7 protein-coding genes are annotated in these 20,914 nt (G+C 61.6%); 1 reads left to right on the forward strand and 6 read right to left on the reverse strand.

Annotation, left to right across the window (positions count from 1 at the left end; genetic code table 11):
- Window positions 1-35 precede the first annotated feature (35 nt).
- The 6 genes from AC6R19_RS04340 to AC6R19_RS04365 all read right to left on the reverse strand — a co-directional run bounded on the left by AC6R19_RS04340 (window position 36) and on the right by AC6R19_RS04365 (window position 19,808).
- Window positions 36-9,917 (reverse strand): FG-GAP-like repeat-containing protein, encoded by a 9,882-nt coding sequence (locus AC6R19_RS04340; protein WP_500578395.1) that lies wholly within the window; start codon window positions 9,915-9,917, stop codon window positions 36-38.
- 596 nt (window positions 9,918-10,513) lie between these two features.
- Window positions 10,514-13,564, reverse strand: a complete 3,051-nt coding sequence (locus AC6R19_RS04345; protein ID WP_500578397.1) for an outer membrane protein assembly factor BamB family protein — start codon at window positions 13,562-13,564, stop codon at window positions 10,514-10,516.
- 453 nt (window positions 13,565-14,017) lie between these two features.
- Window positions 14,018-16,495, reverse strand: a complete 2,478-nt coding sequence (locus tag AC6R19_RS04350) for a Lon protease family protein (RefSeq protein WP_500578398.1) — start codon at window positions 16,493-16,495, stop codon at window positions 14,018-14,020.
- Window positions 16,496-16,582: 87 nt separating this feature from the next.
- Window positions 16,583-17,386 (reverse strand): acetolactate decarboxylase, encoded by an 804-nt coding sequence (gene budA / locus AC6R19_RS04355; protein WP_500578400.1) that lies wholly within the window; start codon window positions 17,384-17,386, stop codon window positions 16,583-16,585.
- Between the two features lie 28 nt (window positions 17,387-17,414).
- Entirely contained in the window at window positions 17,415-18,740 is a 1,326-nt protein-coding gene (locus AC6R19_RS04360; protein WP_500578402.1) for a lactonase family protein, read from the reverse strand.
- A 123-nt stretch (window positions 18,741-18,863) separates the two neighbouring features.
- A complete protein-coding gene (locus AC6R19_RS04365; RefSeq protein ID WP_500578404.1) occupies window positions 18,864-19,808 on the reverse strand; it encodes a LysR family transcriptional regulator in 945 nt (314 codons plus the stop codon).
- 169 nt (window positions 19,809-19,977) lie between these two features.
- Here AC6R19_RS04365 and AC6R19_RS04370 point away from each other — a divergent pair, with 169 nt between their 5' ends.
- Entirely contained in the window at window positions 19,978-20,844 is an 867-nt protein-coding gene (locus AC6R19_RS04370; RefSeq protein ID WP_500578405.1) for an SDR family NAD(P)-dependent oxidoreductase, read from the forward strand.
- The last annotated feature ends 70 nt before the right edge of the window (window positions 20,845-20,914 follow it).

A 20,914-nucleotide genomic window follows, 5' to 3' on the forward strand; every position in this document is an offset into this window, starting at 1 on the left:
TATACGTACCAAAGACCTCCAGTATATAACCATGATTAGTATATTGGCTGACTATATTCTTGCGTCGGACGCGGTGGAACCGATGGAATTCTCGGTTTAGGGTATCCGCTGGCACTTGGTAACTCTGCCCCTAGAACCTCTTCAGCCCCCCAGCTTATAGCCCTACGAAGAGTTTCTGCTGCCATCAATTTCCTGGCAGGAGGCCATGCAGCCATAGCTCTCATTCCGTAAGAAGCCCCACCAGTAACTCCGGTTACACTCCCCACCCACTTAGCATAGGTAACCACTTCATGTTGCGAGCGGATGAAGTGATGCCGCATTGCTCCATTGACAACATCTCTTGAAGTAATTGTCGCTGCCGCCAATTGTGCACGGGTGTAATGAAAGCCAAGCTCTGTTCCCGCTATGGCAAGTGAAGCCTGGTCGACAGATACATCGCCCACAAGTGAAGCCAAATGATCATCAACCAGTTGATAGTCCGCCTCGGTTTCTAACTGACTGTAATCAACTTCCACGCCACCCTCGGTAAATCCAGGGCGATTTCCACTTCCGGAAGCTGCTGCCTGTACTGCCATCGAGAACGCAGCGGTAGCCGCCCCATTTGCAAACTTTCCACCAGTAGCCTTGGAGATAGTTCCCCCAACCACTGCTCGAGTAATTAGTTGCCCGCCAAACTCTAACCCTTGGAACCAATTTGAGCCAGCAACAGCGCCCCCTAGAACAGCTCCTATTCCAGCACTTACAAAGCCATGTCCAAATTTTCCGCCTTGCAAGACTGAGGTAATACCACCAACAACACCCATCTGGAGGCCATAAACCAACAGCTCACCAAACTCCGCGCCAAGTCCTGGAAATAAGGCACCTCCTGCATAGGTTAGCGCAAATGCAGAAACCCCCGCGATAAGCGCATCACCAAGGTTACCCCCATTGATTAGTACTTCAACCCCTGCACCAATACCTGCACCAATAGCGGCGCCTTTTATAGCACAAGCTGGACCACAAGCAAAAAACCCTATAACTCCACCGATCACCCCACCCAGGAAACTACCCAGATAACCAGTCGGGTCGACAGTATTTAGGGGGTTATTGTGGACATAGCTATAGCGATTGAATCCCTGTGTAGACGTTACTCCGTCGATCAATATATCGGCCTGCAGGAACCGCCCCAACCGCGCATCGTAGATACGCCCATTCATATGGATCAGCCCTACCTGATCCAGCATCTCATGCCCGGTATAGCCGCGCGTAGTTAACCCGGTATCAAAGCCGGTCAGCTCGGTACCGATCAGAGCCTCCCAACTCTGCGCATTCCGCCGCTGGCCCCAGGCATCAAAGGACATGGCCTGCACCACGGAGCCGCTGGCATCAGTTATGACATCCACAGAGCCCAGGTGATCCTTGTGCATGTAGCGGCTGGTGCGCTGGGTCGAACCGTCGGATTCTGTGGCCAGCGTCACTACAGCACCGCCGGGAAGGTAGCGCTTGATCTCCCTTGTGCCGTCGGAGCTAGAGATCTTCTCCACATTGCCGATGTAGCGGGTCTCGGTGCGCTTGCCGCTGCTATCGATATCGACACGCAGGTAGCGGCTTCGATCCGGCCCATATTTGAAGGCGGTGGTGTGGCCATCCTTTTCGATCAGCAGCGGCTTGTCGAAGGTGCTGTACTGCAGGCTGCGGCCGCCGCTGTCGCTGGTCATATTGCCGTTGGCGTCATACTGGTATGTGACGCCATCGGAGGTGGCGCAGACCGCGTGGGGACCCGCCACCTCTTTACAATCATCCCCCGCATAGTAGTAGTCACCCACATCGGACTTGTACTCGATATTGCCGAGGCCATCGTAGTCCAACGTCTGTGCCGCGCGGCCGCTGACCTGGGCGCTCTTTAGGCGGTTCAGTCCGTCGTAATCGAATTCCTCGAACAGATCCTTGTCTCCGCTGCGGTCGCGGCGGTTGTCCAGGTTGCCGAGGTTGTCCCACTGGTAGGTGAGGTCCTGAACCTGCTTGATGCCGAGTACCGAGGCGGTCTGGTGTTCGAGGCGGCCGGTGGCGGGATCATATTCCCGCACGGTGACGACGCCATTGCCCTGGCGGAACTCGGTGACGTTGCCGCGCTCGTCCATGGCCATCACCGTGTAGTAGTTCTCGGCGCTGGCCTGGTTGATGTTTTCGCCGTCCAGCACGGCTTCCAAGTAACCGTATTGGTTGTAGATATTTTGGGTGGCGCTGGAGCGCCAGGTGCCATCACCGGCAGCATCGAACTGCTGGAAGACGCGGCCGTACTCGTCGTAGGTGGTCCTGGTCCAGTGGTCGTCGCCCTCGGCCAGGCTGGTGAGCTGGCTGGCCGGGCGGCCGAAGCGATCATAGCTGGGCACCTGGGCGTAGCCGCTCTCGATATCGATCACACCGGAGAGCGCGCCCGGAGGTACATCCTCATCCCACTCGGCGCTGTTGTTGTAGTTCCAGATGGTATCGCCTTCGATATTGCTGTCGGCATTCAACTCGTCCGGGTCCTCGATATCGCCATTGCGATAGTCGGTGCGGCGCACTTGGCGGCCGAGGCGGTCGTATTCATTGACCACCATCTGTCGCTTGGCATCTATCTGCCATTTCAGCTCGCCAAAGCCGTTGTAGCCGTAGTGCCACTCGCCCTTGTCCGGGTCCTTCATATACTCCTTGCGCCCGAGCTTGTCGTACTGCATATCGGTGACGGTGCTCAGTGCTCCATCGTCGCCGGTTCGAGTGACAAAGCGCAGATTGCCCTGAGCGTCATAGCGGTATTCCAGCTTACCGCCGAGGTTGTCGACCACCATAACCAGTTCGCCACGGGCGTTCTTGGTCTCGGTCTTGGTGTGGCCCTCGGGGTTGGTGGTAACTGTTTGGTAGCCGTTGTATTCGACGTGCACGTCATGGGCCAGGCCGTCTTCGCCCTGGTAGCCATTGTTGTTGACGGTGCCGGGCAGATCTGTGCCGGTGACGCGGCCGAGAATGTCATAGTCCATCTGCGTCCAGTAATGGGCACTTCCCGGACTGCCGCTGTAGGGCTCGGACTTGCGGCTGACGCGGCCCAGCTCATCGTACTCGGTGTCCGCATAGACCCAGCCACCATCGAAGCCACGGGTGGCACTGCGGGTTTCGCGGGCGAGAACGTCGAAGCAGGTCAGGGACTCGGCGCCGCCGGCCTGCCGCACCGTCTGCTGGTAGACACTGCCGTCCGGGCAGTGGCTGCCGGCGGCGGCGAGCAGGGTGATGCTGTGGGCGCCGGTCTGACTGTATTCGAGTACCCTGCGACCGAAGGCGTCGTACTCGAAGAAGGCGGAGACGCCGGCCATGTCCTTGACTTCCAGCGGCAAGCCCAGGTGGTTGCGCTCGATCACCTGTCGGACAACCTGCTCTTCGGCATTTTTCTCCAACTCCAGGTAGCGGCCCTGATTGTTTTTGTAGTACCACTGGCTGGAGCGGGGCTCTTCGCCGGCGGCCGTCTGGGTGGCCTTCACCTTGTTGCCAAACTCGTCATAGTCGTAGCGGGTGGTGAGCTTCAGCTGCGCCTCATCCGCTGTGGCATCCGGCTCGATGGTTTCTGTTTCCAACAGGCCCGTCTTGGCAGTGCCATCGTTGTAATAGGTGAAGGCGCTGGTGCGCGTCTCCTCATCGTATTCGCCGCTTTCGGTACGGCTGTGTATCACCGTTGTTTTGGTCAGGCGGCCCAGCTGCGGGTAGCTGGACAGCACGCGCTCCGTGCCGGCAAAGGAGAGGCGCTTGCCTTCGCCGTATTCGTTAGTGGTGTCGGTGATGAAGGTGTCGCCGTTCTCCGCCACGGTGGTGACCACTATGCGCGTGGGGTTGCCGTGGCTGTCGTACTTGTTGGCGGTGGTGACGGTCTTTAGGGGATCGTCTTCCGAACTGCCGTTCAGATCCCAACTTTCCTCGACACTCTGCGCCAGCCAGGGCTGAAGCGGACCCAGCTGGGCGCTGCCGTCGTTCTTCGCGGTCTGCGGCCAGTCATTATTCCAGTCCTGGCCCTTGGTGTTTTTCAGCTTCCAGGTGTTGACCGACCTGCTGAGCAGCTTGCCGTCCGCCGTCTTGACCTCGGTGCTCTGCGGGTAGCCGAGGAAGGGGAAGTCCTGGCGGTAGAAGGTGGTGGTCTCCACGCCGGTCTGTTCGTCCACGGTGCGCAGTTGCTCGAAGCCGAGCATGCCGCGGCCGCCGGCCTGGATCTTGGCCTGGGCGTAGTGGTAGCTGACTGCGCTTTTTGCACCGATATCGGTGGCAGTGGGTGCGCTGCCGTCCACACGGGTGACCACGTACATGGGGCCCATCAGTTCCAGGGTCGGGGACAATTTGCCCAGGCGGTCGTCGCCTTCCCAGCTGTTGTTCAGGGCGCCGTAGAAAGCCTTCGCATCCGCTACCTGATACTGACCGCACCACTCCAGATCCACTTCCGGTTCGTAGTGACAGCGCCGCTCCGGATTGGTGGTGACTTCTATGCGGGCGTAGTGGCCGCTGTTGGCCAGGGAGCCGTAGCTGATGTCAGTTTCCGCACCCAGGCCGTTGGTGATTTTATCTATCACGTTGACCGGCACCCGGAAATCTGTGGCCGGGTAAAGGTAGGCCTTGTCGTCTTCGACGCGCACATAGTCGGCGACGCCGTCGCCGTTCATATCGGCGAACAAGTGCAGGGCGTCGTCGTCTCCACTGGTTGTGCGGAAGGAATCGGCCCCGCCAAACTCGTTATCCAGACTGCGCCAGCGCCTGACCTTGAGGCGGCTGGCCTCGGGGTCGTGCCAAACCAGGTCGAGATGGCCGTCGTTGTCGTAATCGAACCACTGCAGTTGGGATTTTTCCGGCAGGATGCCGAGATCGACCGCATCCTTGAATCCCTGGCCGGTGCTCAACTGATAATGGTAGCGGGCATTCTCTTCCGAAACGCCCTCCGCTAAGCCGTCCTGCACTATCAAGTCGGTGAGGCCGTCACCGTTGATATCCGCCACGTGGAGCTTTTGCTTCAGGTCGCCGTGGCGGTCGAGGGGAGAGGCTCCATCCGTTATAGGACCACTGTTCCAGTGGAGATAGTATGCTCCTTCGCGGTTTCTCTTTTTGAAGTCCTTGGCTTTCTGCACGAAATCCAGCAATTTTTCTCGGCTGACGAGCTTCATCCCCCCCTGTTCATCTTCCTCAACCGAGACTCGGTACGCCCGGCTATGCTGCTCTACCAAGGTGGTAGTGACAGCGGACGTATCGTAAGGATCATAGTGAGGATTCTCGGTTGTTACCTTGGTGTCAAAAAGGATGAGATCGACACTGCCATCTCCATTGAAATCTCCCGCAGCTCCGGGAGCCAGGTAAGTCTCCACAAACTGGCGCTGGTACCTGGTGTCTATGTCACCATCTCCCCATGCATCCAGCCCTTCCACCGCCATCGGCTTCTTGGTGGCGAAGTGGTAGTAATGACTGGACGTGGTGGGCTCGGTGGGATCGGGCTCAAGGGGCCAGTAGCCATCGCTGCTGACCGCGTCCACCATGCCGTCGCCATTGATGTCGATAAAGCGCATGTCCTCATCGTCCAGGTTTTCCGCCACCAGGTAGGGCCCGGTGAGCGCCCAATTGCCGTTTCCTTGCGGGCGGGACAGGACGATGCGCCACTCCTTGGCTTTTTTCGCGTAATAGGCCAGGTCGGCGCGGCCGTCGCCGTTGTAGTCGATCATTTCCCAGCGGTAGGGGTTTCTTACATTGGCCCCATCGCGCAGGGCTTGTCTCTCGATGCCGAAGCCGTTTTCCGTGGCGAGCACGTACTTGAAGCTCTGGAACGCAATTTTCCCCGAACCGTCTTCGTACCAGTCCGGCTCCAGCCAGACCAGGTCCATGCGGCCGTCGCCGTTGATATCCGCCGGGCGGGTGCCTATGGCGGCGCGGTCGCGCTGGGTGCTGAGGGTGACGCTGTTGCTGTGACTGCTGGCAAAGCTGCCCGGCACCGGCAGGCGCCAGTCGAATACCGTGTCCGGCTTGCAGAGGGATCCGACGCACTGGCGCATGCGCTCCAGGCGGCTGAGGTTGTCCGCCGGGTAGTCCAGGTATTCGAGTTCGTAGCGACGCGCTTCGCTGTTGTCGTTGTAGACATGCACGGCTTCGAGGCGCTTTCTGGTTTCCAGCAATTCTCCTGCCAGGTAGCCGCTGATATGGTCGCTGCGGTCCCCGTACTCGAAGCTCACTCTGGCTCCCGGACTGCTGCTGGCGCCGGTGTAGGCGTAGCGAATTTCGCTGATGCGATGGCTGTATTTCTGCTTCGGGTTGTCCTTATCCGCATCGACAGCGTAGGAGAACTCAATCGGGTTGCCGGCGCTGTCCTCGAAGCGGCTGATGGCCCAGGTCAGGGTGTTACCGGACACGGTTTCCTGTTTGGCGTTGTTGCCATCGCCGTAGTAGCTGATGGAGCCGTCCTTGCGCTCCACGGTGAAATAGGCCGGGTGGCCAGCTTTGCCGCCGTGGGCTTTAACCAGCGCGAAGCTGTCAATCTCGGTGCGGTAGCGGCTGCCCGACGCACCATACTTGCCTTCAACCACCAGCAGGCGCTGGCCGTCCAGGCAAAAGCGGTCCTCCGCCGTCCAGGCGATGGCCTTGACTTGGCCGTCCTGTCCCAGGGTCTGGCGGCAGCGGGAAATCGCCGAGAGGCCGCCGATGGTCCAGCCGTGGCCGACCAGGCCGTTGCTGCCCTGGCTGGTGTAATTGAGGGAGATCTCCGGGGCCACGCCGGCGGTGCCGGCGGGCAGGCTGAGTGGAATGCTGTAGCTGGCCGCACCGGATTCGTTGACGCGGAACTGACCGGGCAGGCTGCCAATCTCGGCGGAGATGGCGAGCTGGCCGGGATCAACTGTCGGCATGGGCGCGGGAGCCGGCGCCTGGGTGGTGACGCCGTAGCTGCACAGGTTGGCGCAGGGATCGAGATTGGCGAGGAAGGCGTCACGGTTGCTGAGACCATCGCCGTCCGCGTCCGAATCGCCGCTCTCGATGTCGTCGCTGCCGAAGAAGAGGATTTCCCAGTAGTCTGGCAGGCCATCGCTGTCGCAGTCACGGGTGTACTCGTCACCCTCATCGCAGCTGAATACCGCCCAGCTGTAGTCCTGGGTATAGAAATAATCGAAGCTGCGGCGCAGGACCTCGTTGGTGGCGGCGGTGTACTCGATCGACTGGGCGAAGAGTGCGGCCACCTGGGCGCGGGTCGCGCCGCCGGCCATAGCGTCCAGCAGGCTGTTGCGGGTAAAGGTCTGGCCCGCGTAGGTAAACGCCGGCTGTTGCTGAGCAGGGAAGGCGCGGGCGTAGAGAGCGTCCACAAAGGCAGCGTTGCTCTGGGTGGACGGGAAGTTGGCCTTGCCGGTATCGGATTTCAGGAAGGCACTCGCCACTTCTTCCACGCTGGCGCCGTTGACCAGCGCATAGGTCCAGAAGGTGAGCACGTCGCGGCTCAGGTTCAGCGGCGGTTGCAGCAGCAGCCTATACAGGCGCGCAGCCGTCTGGTACTCGGGCAGCTGGCTCTCCGCCGGTTGCCAGTTGAGGTCTTCCAGTTGCTCCTTCAGCAGCGAGTCGTCACTGCTCTCCCAGACCAGCTGATCAGGGCCCAGGATACCGCGGCCCAGGGCGTAGACCTGGCTGCTGCCGACGGTGGTGAAGTACAGGGTGCCGTTGCCGGCCAGTACCGGCGTCTCGGCAATGCCGGCGCCGGCGGGATAGGTCCACTGGATTGCGCCGTTCTGTGCCTGCACCGCGTAGAGCACACCGTCCATCGAGCCCTGGTAGAGGATGCGGTTTTCATCCAACACCGCGGAGGCCACCAGGTCGCCGCCGGTCTGCAGGCGCCACTGTTCCAGGCCCAGGGGCGTCAGCGCGTAGAGATTGTCGTCCAGGGAGCCGACGTAGATATTGCCGTTGACGGAATCGACCGTGGGCGTGGCCTTGACCAGGTCCCCGGTGGCATAGGGCCAGCCGGACACAACCGAACCATCCTCGGGATTGAGGGCGTAGACCTTGTTGCCGGAGCCCACGTAGATAGTGCCGTCGGCGCCCACCGTGGGTGCCGAGTCTATCTGGCTCAGGCGCTCGATGGCCTTGTCGCCATAGGCATTGATGCCGGCGCGCTCACCATTGGAGTTTTCCACGGAAACGCGCAGGCCCTTTTTCTCCTGGTTGAAGAGTACCGAGCGCATCGCATCGCTCAGCGCCAGCTGCGCATAGGTCGCAGGGTCCTCTTCGGTGGGCGATGTCCAGGTGACCGCGCTCTGGCTCAGCACCTGCTGGGCGCCGCTCTCGCGGTCGGTCAGCGTAAATGTGGAATCCGGGTCCAGGCCGCTGCCGCTGAGCAACAGGCAATTACCGTCACAGCCGGGCTCGGCTGTTAGCAGGGTCGGTGGCAATACATCGAGGGTCACGATTTCGCTGTCGGGGCTGCAGTCATAGGCGTTGCAAGCCTTGACGCGGTAGCTGTAGGTTCCGGATGACTTGTTAGTGATTTCGACTTTCGCGACCGAACTGCCGAGCTTCACTGTCAGCCCTTCACTCGTCGAATCGGCGCTGCCCTCTATTTCCTCGAATTGGTAGTAGTCGGGCTTGGGTTCGCTGGTCACCAGCGGCCAGTTCAGCGAATAGGTGCCGGTAAGATCGTACTCACCGTGCTTTTTCACCAGCGCCAGGCTGGCGGGCGCCTGCGGTGCAGAGAGCACGACATCCAGAGTTATCTCGCCGCTGAAGTCTCCGCAGCCGGCTGCGTTACAGGCAGCTACGCGATAGCGGTAACTGCCCTGGGTCTGGTTGGGCAGATAGGCGGACAGGGCCCCGTCCACAACGGGAACTTCCTTGAATTTGTCGTCGACCCCCACCATCAGCTGCTGCAGCAGGTAGCCGTGAGTGGCGCCGGCCATCTCATTCCAGGAGACGGTGTAATAGCCGGTTATATTGTCCGGTATCGGCGCCAGTAGGTCGTCAACCTTGATTTGAGTCGGAGGCTGGGGTGGCTCCAGTGCATCGAAGTGGACGTCGTGGTAAGTCTCGGCCGGTGCGCCATCGTTGTCGGTGGCGCGGGCGCCAAGGCGGTAGTCGCCCGCAGAGGGGACCGTCCATGGATATTCGTAGATGTCCCAGCCGGATTCGGTGCGGGCATAAGTTCCAGAACCGACGACGGCGCCGCCAACGAGGAACTCGACTGAGGTGATACTGCCATCGGTATCCCGCGCCTTGGCAATCAGGGTGATGTCCTGGCCGGCAACTATCTCCTCCGGCAGCGCATCCAGATCAAAACTTACCTGCGGGTCCGCATTGGTGCTGACGGAGACAGAAATAGTGGCCTGCCCCTTCTTTTCTGCGTCATTTGTGGCCACCGCGATAAGCTGTGTGGTACCGGCCGTTACTGACGGCCAGTTTGCGAAATAACAGCCGCTGCACTGGTTATCGAGATCTACGGGATAGTCGAGCAGGTTAGTGGACTCTACCGAATTGCGGTAGAACTTGACCGAAGCTATATCCCTACCGTCAGTGACCTGGACTCTGAGCGTCTGAAAATCACCAGCTTTTAGCGAGTCGCCGGCGATTGGGTCCAGCCAGGTAACCTTGGGCGCGGGGATTGGCTGGACATTGACGGTTTTGACGGCACTCGGGTCGCCGCACTCCAGGGCATTGCAGGCGAATACGCGGTAGCGATAGGAGCCGTCCGTTCGGTTGCTGACAGAGTAACTGCGCGGGGAAGAGACGGCGCTCTTTTTCGAATAGCAGATTCCGTGCTCTTTTTTCTTTGTGTTGTAGGGATTGTTGTCGGCGCACCAGTCGGGACCGCCCTCTTTCTTTTCTTGGACCAGGTAATAGTCGAAATCGCCGGTTGTTGGGGCTTGCCAGCCTATGCTGTAGGTGCCATCTTCGGCTTCCAGTGGGTCTGGCAACGAGTTTATTGTTGGTTTTCCTGGCTTATCAGGGACATCGACGACTATTGTTATGACTCCAGTTTCAACTTTCTCAGTCTCACAGCAGTAACTACCAGGATACCAAACACGGTTAATGGTTGCCTTATAAGAATAAACTCCATCACCTCGGCTTAGAGGTATAGAAACGCTCGCGTTATGACTGTTTTCTTGAGAATATATCGAGCCTTGATTAACCCCGCCTTTACTTTCAATTATTGAGAAAGAAAAGTTATTAAAATTACATCGGCTCGTACATGGACGATTGGTGTCTAGATATACCGTGTACTCGCCATCAGCGCTTTCATTTCCATCATCAATATAAAATATGGGCACCCACTCCGATTCCGCTTGCGCGAAAGATGATCCAATACTGAAAAGTGCTCCCATTAAACAGATTTTCAGTAAACTCAACCAATTGATGGAGTTAATTCCGTCATTCATTTGAACGGTGCCTTTTAATTCCTATCTGGCGTAGCACGCCAGTTCATAGTATTTGTTTTCACTTGAAACGGCCATGGCCGCTCTTTCGTCGCGCCTGAGCCCCTTTCCCGAGCTGAAGCCCGGCGTTCCCAAGGTTATTCGAGGTCTCTACTCCATAGGATACGCTCGCCTGTAGTCTGGACGTCTACATCCAAGGCAAAGATCTTTTTCTCTTCCGTATGCAGTATCAGCTTCTGCCCCGCCAGCGCCGGGCTGGCAGCAATTGTCTGTCCATCCGGCAATTGGAAGTACCACAGCTGTTCGCCGGTTTCGGTTTCCAGTGCATAGATACGTCCGCTATAGGTGGCGATATAAGCGGTGTTCTTATTGGCATTCAGCAGAGGTCCGGCAACCACGGCGCCCTGCGTATCGAAACTCCATAGCAGGGATTTTTCTGAGTTAAGGGCGTAGACGCGACCGGCATTTTCCAGACGGCCGCTGCCGCTGACATTGGCGCCGACGATAATGCGATTATCGGCAATAGCGGCCTTGCCCATCACCAAGCCGGTATTTTCCAGAGTCCACTCCACCTGGCCACTGGCATTCACCTTGTAGAAGTTGCCATCGAAGGCACCCACGTAGGCACTGCCGTCGTCGGCCACGGCCAGGGAGGTAGCTATCTGCTCCTGCACCGGAATGTTCGGCGCCGTCCATAGGTCCGGCGGGGGCGGCAGGTCCAGTTTTACCGTGAGGCTCTGGCTGATTTCGCCGGCGGGGCCTGTTGCGGTCAGGGTGTAGTTGGTGGTGATCTGCGGATTGACGGCGAGTGTGCCCTGGCTTGCCAAGCTCTCTGCGGCCTGCTCACCGCCGTCGCTGTTGAGGACAATTTCCCGGGCACCTTTTACCTTCCAGCGCAGCTCCACCTGCTGGCCTTTGCTGTCGATGGCCGACGGAGAGGCGACGAAGGTTTCGATCAATACGGGCGGGAAGCTGTTGGCATCTTCCGGGTCACTGCCCGCGGCGATTTCCTCGGCGTCATTGACGCCGTCGTTGTCGCTGTCCAGCTGAGAAGGTGCACAGCCGTCGGCATTGGCAGTCTGAGCGCTAGCGGTATTGGCGCACTGGTCGGCGTAATCCGCCACTGAGTCGCCATCGGCGTCGATAGCGGTGGTGACTGTCGTTTCACCGATATTGCCGGCGAAGTCGCGAACCGATGCGCTCAGCACGATTTCGGCATCGGCGGAAAGCGGTTGCGGGAGTATGCAGCTGGCGATATTGCTGCTGATTTCGCAGCCGGCTATGACACTGCCGGCCACGGTAATTGCCAGACTGTCAGTATCCAAGGCCAGGTTGTCCGACAGCAGCAGGCGCAACTCCGGTTGCGGCTCCCGCAGCAGGGAGCCATCCGCGGGGGATACGAAGCTGATTTCCGGCGGAGTCTGGTCCAGATTGACGGTGACGCCGGCGCCGGCGCTGTTGCCGGCCAAGTCCACGGCGCTGCCGTTTACAATTTGATCCGCGCCGTCGCCGGCCAGTGTCTGCGGCTGCGGGCAACTGGCGATACCACTCAAACTGTCGCTGCACTGGTAGCTGACGGTGACCGGCGCACTGTGCCAGCCGGCGGCATTGGCAGGCGCGGAGAGCTGGGTCTGGATCGCCGGCGGCGTGGTGTCGATATTGAGCTGCGCGCTGCTGCTGGCACTGTTGCCGGCAATATCCATGGCGGTGACCGGAATTTCACGGTTGCCGCCCTCTGCGGATTCGACCTGTGCCTCGGGACAGTCGGCGATGCCGCTCAGGTTGTCGCTGCATTGATAGCTCAGGGTCACGGTGGCGTTGTGCCAGCCGGCGCTATTGGCCGGCGGAGTGACAGTGGTGGTGATTTCCGGCGGCGTCAGGTCCAGGCTCACCGCATTCTGGATTTGCGCGCTGTTGCCGGCGATATCCACGGCGCCGGCAGCGGCCAGCTGACCGGCACCCTCCGTGTCTATTTGTTGTTGCTCGGGACAAGTGGCCACGCCACTGAGGGTGTCGTGGCACTGGTAGCTGACGGCGACGGGCGCATTGTGCCAGCCGGCGGCATTGGCGGGCGCGGACAGCTGGGCCTGAATCGCCGGCGGCGTGGTGTCGATACTGAGCTGCGTGATACTGCCGGCGCTGTTGCCGGCGATATCCGTGACGGTGACCGGGATTTCGCGGCTGCTGCCCTCCTCGGATTCGATCCGCTCTGCGGGGCAGTCGGCTACACCGCTCAGGTTGTCGTTACACTGATAGCTGAGTGTCACGGCCGAGTTGTGCCAGCCGGCGGCGTTGGCCGCGGGACTGATGCTGGTCGCAACTTCCGGCGGTGTCAGGTCCAGATTAATTGTGTTCTGTATTTCTGCGCTGTTGCCGGCGATATCTTCTGCAATGGCGCTGACCCGCTGATCGGCGCCCTCTTCGCTCACCTGCCGCGAATCCGGGCAGCTGGTGACACCGCTGAGGGTGTCTTCGCACTGGTAGCTGATGGTAGCGGTTTGCCGGTGCCAGCCGGCGCTGTTGGCGGGCGGCGCAATTTCGGCGGCCAGTTGCGGCGCCGTCTTGTCCAGGCTAACCGAAACCTGGGTTTCGGCACTGTTGCCGGCCCTGTCCACGGCAGTGCCGCTAATCCGCTGGTCGGCGCCCTCCCCGTTCACCAGCGCCGGTTCGCTGCAGCTTTCGATACCGCTGAGGTCATCGCTGCAGGTGAAAGTCACTGTGGCGTCGACTTTGTGCCAACCGGCGGCATTGGCGTCCGGGTCTATGGCCGCGTTTATAGTGGGATCCTGGTTGTCGATACCAATGACTTCGGCGCGCAGGCCGCTGCCGGGTTTGCCGGCCAGCTGCACGGTCAGGGCGTTCTGTAATTGGAGGGAGACGGGGACCTCGAGAAAACTGACTTTCTTCTTGAAATCCTTGGGGGAGAAGATCTCGGTGCCGTTTAGTGCAATAGTGGCCGAGGTCACCGATGCATTTGCACCCTCGCCGTTGTAGATGCGCAGCAGGTAATAGTCTCCGGCGACGGGCGCGGTGAAATCGAGAGTCTGGGAGCTCGGCTTGCCGCTGTTGCGAATGAAGTCGCGGCTGCCGGAAACAGGGAATTCACCGGCGTAGGTCGCAACGGAAAACGAACCAGTAAAACCCAACACGCACAAAGCCAGCGCCTGCGCGCGGAAAGACCGTCGCAACTGCATAGTTCCCCCAAACCCAAAAAGGTCAAAATTTATTCATCGACGGCCGGCTTTTAGTATTTCGGTTATCCGGCCTAACACTTTGGCGGGGAATAAAACCACAGATTGGGTCAATTTTTCAAAGCCGAGGTCGATAAAAAGATGAAATTTACGCCACACTTTTTTGCCACAGCGGTAACCAACTAGAGACTTTGTAATGGCGTGTAATGAGTTGACGGCATAACAAACGAAGTGCGCATTATTTCGGCAGGCAATAGATTGACAAGTTAATACAGCACCTTAGTACGTCGCTGGGAGGACAGGCCCTCTCTTCCACTCCCAGTGATGAGCGTCATCCCTAGCGCTCACCCGCTACGCGTGTGCCTGCGGCGGTCCCCTCTCCCCCAACCCTTCTCCCGCAAGCGGGAGAAGGGAGCTGTTCAGTGGCAGCCGAAACTGATGTGGGCGTAATCAGTATCTGTCTCGCCCGGGAGTATCGCTCTCTCCGCCCTTCACCGGCGACGAATCCGAGTTATTGTTTTCCAGTTTGTTCATATCCCGCTCCAACAGCTTCTCGCGGGTCTCCTCCAACTCCCGCAGCCGCTTCTGCACCCGCCCGTTGAACGACTCCTCCGGATACTCGCCCTTCTCGTCCGCAGCCCCCGCCTCGAGCCCGGTAAGCAGCGCCAGGGCCAGGTCCACATCCGCCACCGCATAGACGGCAAACTCTTTCGCCCGCACCGCCTCCACCACTTCGTCCTTCAGCATCAGGTGCTGCACATTGGCCGCCGGGATAATCACGCCCTGTTTTCCGTCCAGGCCGCGGGCCTTGCAGAGTTCGAAGAAGCCCTCGATCTTTTCGTTGACGCCGCCCACCGCCTGCACCTGACCCAGTTGGTTGACGGAACCGGTCACGGCTGTGCTCTGGCGCAGCGGCACCCCGGCCACGGCGGAGAGGAGTGCGCAGAGTTCCGCCAGGGAGGCGCTGTCGCCGTCGACGGGGCCGTAGGACTGTTCGAATACCAGGCTCGCGGATAAAGACAGCGGTTGCGAGGATGCGTAGCGGTTGGCGAGGAAGGACTGCAGGATCAGCACACCCTTGGAGTGCAGCGGCCCACCCAGTTCCGTCTCCCGCTCTATGTCCACCATCTTGCCGCTGCCGAGGCGCGCGGTGGCGGTGATGCGCGAGGGGCGGCCGAAGGCGGTGTCGCCGAGCAGTATCACCGAGAGGCCGTTGACCTGGGCCACCCGCTCGCCGGCGGTGTCGATCATCAGGATATCCCGCTCCACCGCCTCCTGCAGCCGCTCCTGGATCTGACGCTGGCGGTACACGCGCTGATCTATGGCCTTCTGCACATGCTCCCTGCTCACCCAGTCGGCTTTCTCGCGGCGGCACCAGTAATCCGCCTCGCGCAGCAGGTCGGCCAGGCGCTCGCCGTGCAGGGAGAGTTTTTGCGCATCGTCGGCCAGGCGCGCGGCCTGTTCCACCACCCGCGCCACGGCTTTCTTCGACAGCGGCTGCAGACTCTCGCTGTGGGCCAGGGCGTGGACGCGCCGGGCATAGGCGGCCACACTTTCGCGCTCCCGCGCTATGTCCTCGGAGAAATCGGCGTAGACCTTGAACAGCTGCGACGCCTCGGGATCGTAGGTCATCAGCAGATGGTGGAGCCAGCGCTCGCCGATCAGCACCACGTTGACGTTCAGCGGTATCGGCTCCGGCTCCAGAGTGGTGGTGGACAGCAGCCCCAGTTGCAGTTCCAGTGGCTGGATTTTCATCTCCCGCGAGCGCAGGGCGCGTTTCAGGGTTTCCCAGGCGAAGGGCGTTATCAGCACGCGCTGCGCGTCCAGAATCAGGCAGCCGCCGTTGGCCCTGTGCAGGGCGCCGGCCTTGATCAGCTTGAAATTGGTGGTCAGGGCGCCCATCTGCGATTCGTGCTCTATGCGCCCGAGCAGGTTCGCGTAGGTGGGATTGTCCTCGTAAACCACCGGCGCGCCATCGGCATCACCGTTGTCGACGAGGACATTGACGCGAAAGCGGGTGAATTCCCGCGAGCGGATCAGTTTACCGGTGGCGACGCCCTCCTTCTCGCCCTGCTCGCCGGCAGCGCGGAAGTCGTCGGCGTTTTCGATGACGTCGCGCTTGATCTGCTCGATAAAGCCCTGCACCGGCTCCAACCCCTGGTAGCGCCGGCGCAGCCAGTCGATGCGTTCATCCAGGGTCAGGTGCAGGTATTCACGGTTCAGGCGCTTCAGTTTTTTGGCCAGTTCCTCGTGCCAGCGCAGCCCGCGGCCCAGGGTCTCCTTGAGGTCGGCATTGACCTTTTCGATATTTTCCTTGAGGCGTTCCTGCTCCTCTTCCGGCAGCTCGGAGAATTTTTTCGGACTGATAAATTCCCCGTCCACCAGCGGCCCTATGGTGTAGCCGGACGGTGTGCGCATCACGCCGATCCCCAGCGCCTTGGCGCGCTCCACCAGTTCGGCGAAGGTCTCCTCCTCGCGATCCTCCACCTGCTGCTTGAGTTCATCGCGGCGCGCGCGGTATTCGTCGCTGCGGAAGATATCGGGAATGGCGGTGAGCAGATGTTCGAGCAGGTCGTCGGTGTCGCGTCGCAGCTGGCGCGCGGTGCCAGCGGGGAGCACCAGGGCCCTGGGCCTGTGCTCGGCGTCGAAATTGTGGATATAGCAGAGGTCGGACGCCGGCTCCTGCTTTTTCGCCCAGGCGTCTATGCGCTTGTTTACCAGCTCGTGTTTGCCCAGCCCGACGGACCCGGCCACGTAGAGGTTGTAGCCCCTGCCGGCCATATCCAGCGCAAATTCCAGCGCCTCCATGGCGCGGTCCTGGCCGAAGGCCTGGTCCTCGGCGGCCTTGTCCGCCTCTCCTCCCAGCTCCAGCCACTCCAGCGGGCAGTGCTGATACAGCTGTTCCGGCGATAGGGGGTCTAAACTCATGCGCACCAGACCGGGGCTTTGAAAAAAATCGGTTCCCGAATTTCCAGTTTAGACCCTCGCCACCGCCCATTTCCCCGCCTACCGGGTCTACTGGGGTCGCACGGCGCGCTGATAGGCGCCCGATGCATCGGCATCGCCGAAGTCCGCCCGCTCGAACGCGGGGCTGTCCGGCAGTATCAGATTGAGCCCGCGGCTCTCGTCCACCGAGACCTGTAGTGCCGGGCTGCGCAGGTCCAATACGTGACCGCCGAGCCGTCGCTCCCTGTCGACGAAGTGCATATGGTAGCCGCTGCCGCTGGTGCCGCTGAGATAGGCGGGCAGGCGGAGGGCGACGATGGTGCCGGAAATGCCGCTGTGCTCGAACACTGCCTGCTTCTTTACCACCTGGTCTATCGGCGGATAGGGCGGCGTCTGCCGGGGCACACTGCGCAGTTTCAGGTAGTCGAAGGTCCCGTCGATACGCAGGGCGTAAACCAGGTTCGGGGTCGGCAGCCGCCGGTCCAGTTCCCGGGTCAGTTCGCCCAGGCTGGCCGCCGGCAGGCGCATGCGGCGGTCTTCGCGGAAGCGCTTGATATAGGCGAAAGGCGTTTTCTCCCCATCCCCCACTCGCCGCAGCTGGCCGTCCCGGTGACGCGCCTGGTAGACGGTGCCGTCGAGAATGATGATCTCGCCATCGATGGGATTGATACCGCCGAGGCCGAAGTCCCCGAACTGCAGCAGTTCGCCGAAGCGGGTAGGACCCTCGTAGAGTCCCCGGGCCAGCACCGCGGTCGGGGCCAGTTGGTAGAGGGCGTCGTCGACGCGGTAGCCGCTCTCCGCCTCCTGTGCCCTGGCAGCCTGCACGGTGAACAGGAGCGCGGCAGCCACACTCGCGCGAAAACAGTTCAACATGGATATCTCCTGTAACTTGTTGCCGTCTTCAGAATTTTCTTTTTGCCGCAATATCCAGGTGGTGCACGCCGTGGGGCATCGGGATGCGGCCCAGGTTCTGCAGGCCGGTCTCCGTCACCCGGAACACCTCCATACCGCCCCCGCCTGTATCCCGGTACTCAAACACGCTGGCCAGGAAGTAGTTTCCGGACGGGTCGAAGGCACCCCCTTCCGGTAGCACGCCGGCGAAGGGGGTATCGGCGATTTTTTCCAGCGCACCGCTGCCGGCATCGAAGCGGAACAGGGAGACGGAGGCGCGGCGGTGGTGGCGGGGGCTGTCTGCGGGAAAGGGGGTACCGCGCATATTGACCGTGGCGACAAAGCGGCCGTCGCGGCTGATCGCCAGCCCCTCGGCGGAAATATCCGACGTGGCCCTGTGCACCACCTCGTGCCGGGGTTCCACGGAATCCGGATCGGCGAGACGCACCACGCTCAGTTGCGAGGCCTCCGTGGGCAGCCGGCCGGCCAGGCTGGTGGCACCGAAATCCCGCCCCCAGTCCGAGCTGATAAAGTGCCGCCCGTCCGGCGCAAAGCGGCCCACGAAGGGATCCCGCCCGACTGTTACCGGGCTGCCCCAGGGGCGCAGTGAAAACCTTCCACCCTCACCCCGCTCCAGGGCGACGAAGAGTATCCGGTCACTGGTGTTGAGGTTGAACGCGAGAAAGCGGCCCGAGGGGTGCCAGGCCACGTTGCTCGCGTATGTCTGCCCTCCATCATCCAGCAGGGAACCCAGATCGGAACGCTGCGCGGCGCCGAAACGATTCCCGCCAAAGGGCACCAGGTGCAGCAGGCTTTGGCCGCCGCTGTTGGACACGACGGCGACTGTGCGCCCGTCCGGGCTGACGTCCAGGGCCTCGGGAAAATCATCCAGTTCGATGGCGTCCGCCAGTTTCGCCGGCGCCCCTCCCGGCAGCGCCACCGCAAACAGTCGCCGCCCCGGCGCCAGCTCGGCGATGCGGGTGGCGCCGGGAGTCCGCCGGGCCAGCCGCTCTGTCACAAAGGCGCTCTTCCCGTCCGCGGCCAGGCGCAAAACTTCCGGCGGCGCGGTTACCGAGTTGGAAATCGGCAGCGATTCCCGCCGCCAGCCGTCGCCCGAGCGGCGCAACAGCACCAGGCTGTCGCGGTAGCCCGCGGAGAGAGGCGCCAGTTCGCCGCTGGCATAGCTCCCGGTGACAAAATCGCCGTCGGCGACTGCGGCAATCACATCTGCGTCAATCTGCGCCAGCACACTGTCGGGCGATTCCGCCGCCGTGGCGGCGCCCGGCGGAATGCCCACAGACAAGAGGTAATAGAGAATTGCGTGCCCCGATTTCAATCCCGCCTCCCGCGCGCCAACCGTTTGCGTCCGGACACAGAATCTAGCGGCAGCAGCGGGCGCGAAAAACCGGGCCGCTGTCACGGGTTTGATGCGCGCGGATCACGAATGAAGGCAATTTGTTCAGGCCTGGACCTCAAAGCCGGGCACCCTGCCGGCCAGCGCCGAGTCCCACGCCGGCACGCCGTCGAAGGCGGTCGCGAGGAAATCCACGGTGGCGCGCACCTTGCGGGACAGCTGCCGGGTGGAGGGGTAGATGGCGTGAATCGCGGTCGGCTCGAACTCGTAGTCCGGCAGCACCCGCACCAGTTCGCCGGACAGCAGGGCCCGGGAAACGGAAAAGGTGGCCCCCAGCGCAATGCCGAGCCCGTCCTTGGCGGCCCCGGTCAGTACCTCGCCGTTGTTGCACACCAGCGGCCCCGCGGCGGCGACCGTCACCGGCCCCTCGGGGCCTACGAGGCGCCACTGGTGCGGCCTGTCCAGGCCGGTGAATACCAGGCAATCGTGATCGTCCAGGTCCGCCGCCGTCTGCGGTGTGCCGCGGCGCTTCAGGTAGTCCGGGCTGGCCACCAGCAGGCGGCGGTTGGCGCACAGGCGCCGCGCGATCAGGCGCGAGTCCGCCAGGGCGCCGATACGTATCGCGAGATCCACCCCCTCCTCGATCAGGTCGATAAAGCGGTCACTGAGGGATAGCTCTATCGACATCTCGGGATATTTCTCCCGGAGCGGCCGCAGCAGCGGCACTATATGCTGGCGGCCGAACACCACCGGAACATTCAGCCGCAGCAGGCCACGGGGCTGCAGGCTGGCGGCCGAGGCCTCCACCTCCGCCTCGTCCAGGTCCCGCAGTATCTGCAGCGCCCGCTGGTGGAAGACAGATCCGGTTTCCGTCAGCGACAGCCGGCGCGTGGAGCGCTGCAGCAGCCGCACGCCCAGGCGTTCTTCGAGCCGCGAAATCACCCGGCTGACGCCGGAGGGCGTCATGGCGTGCTCCTCCGCCGCGCGCGCAAAGCTGGAGTGCTTTACCACGCTGGCGAATACGGCGATCGAGGAAGTCTCCAATGGCATGGCCTTTCCCTTGGGTCGATTTCGGCGAGACGCTCCAGCCTATCACGGCGCATACCACAATTGTTGACTGGAAATCATGAATATCGTGTAGCGCGACGGATTTATCCCCGCCCGGAAACTGCTGCAGAGTGATCGCCAATATGTCCGGGCAAGCTTACGGGAGAAAACCATGGGCAACAGAAGACGCGATTTCCTGAAAGTAGGTGCGGCCGGTCTGGGTGCGGCCAGCCTAGGTGCAGCGGCGGCACAGAGTGGTTCCACCGGCGCAAATGGCAAACGCTTTGCCGGCAAGGTGGTCGCGATTACCGGCGCCACTTCCGGCATCGGCGCCGCGGCGGCGCGGCTGTTTGCCGCCGAGGGCGCCAGGGTGACCTTCTGCGGCCGCCGGGAACAGCTGGGCAACCAGGTGGCGGAGGAAATCCGCCGGACCGGCGGCGAGGCGCGCTATATCCGCGCGGACGTCACGGTCCCGGAGCAGGTAAAGATGTTCGTGGAGGAGACGGTCGATACCTACGGCCGGCTGGATATCGGCTTCAACAATGCCGGTGAGGTAATTTTCAAACCACTGCACCGGCTCAGCCTGGAAGAGTGGGAATGGATACACAACACCAACCTGCGCGGCGTCTTCCTGGCGATGAAATACCAGATCCCGCAAATCCTGAAAGCCGGCGGCGGCAGCATCGTGATCACCGCCTCCCAGCACGCCTACGCCACCCGCCCCGGCGGCGCCGCCTACGCCAGCAGCAAGCGGGCCCTGGAGGCACTGGCACAGAGCGCCAGCCAGGATTACGCCGAGCGGGGGCTGCGCGTCAACCTGGTCGCCCCCGGCATCACCGACACCCCCATGTTCCGCCGCGCCACCGGCCGCGACGAGGCGGCGGTGCAAAGGGCCAACAGCATTGTGCGGGGCGTGAAGCGGGTGGCGCAGCCGGAGGAGATAGCCCGGGTGGCGCTGTGGCTGGCCTCGGAGGAGGCCTCCTATATGACCGGGACTACGGTGCTGGCCGATGGGGGGCTGTTGAGCGGTTTTGCCTGATCCCTGTCCGGCTCAACGCCCACCTAGGTCAGTTCGGTTTTCCAGCGGCGGCCGTGTTACAGGTTCTGGC

This window comes from Microbulbifer sp. SE14 (genome assembly GCF_059834885.1).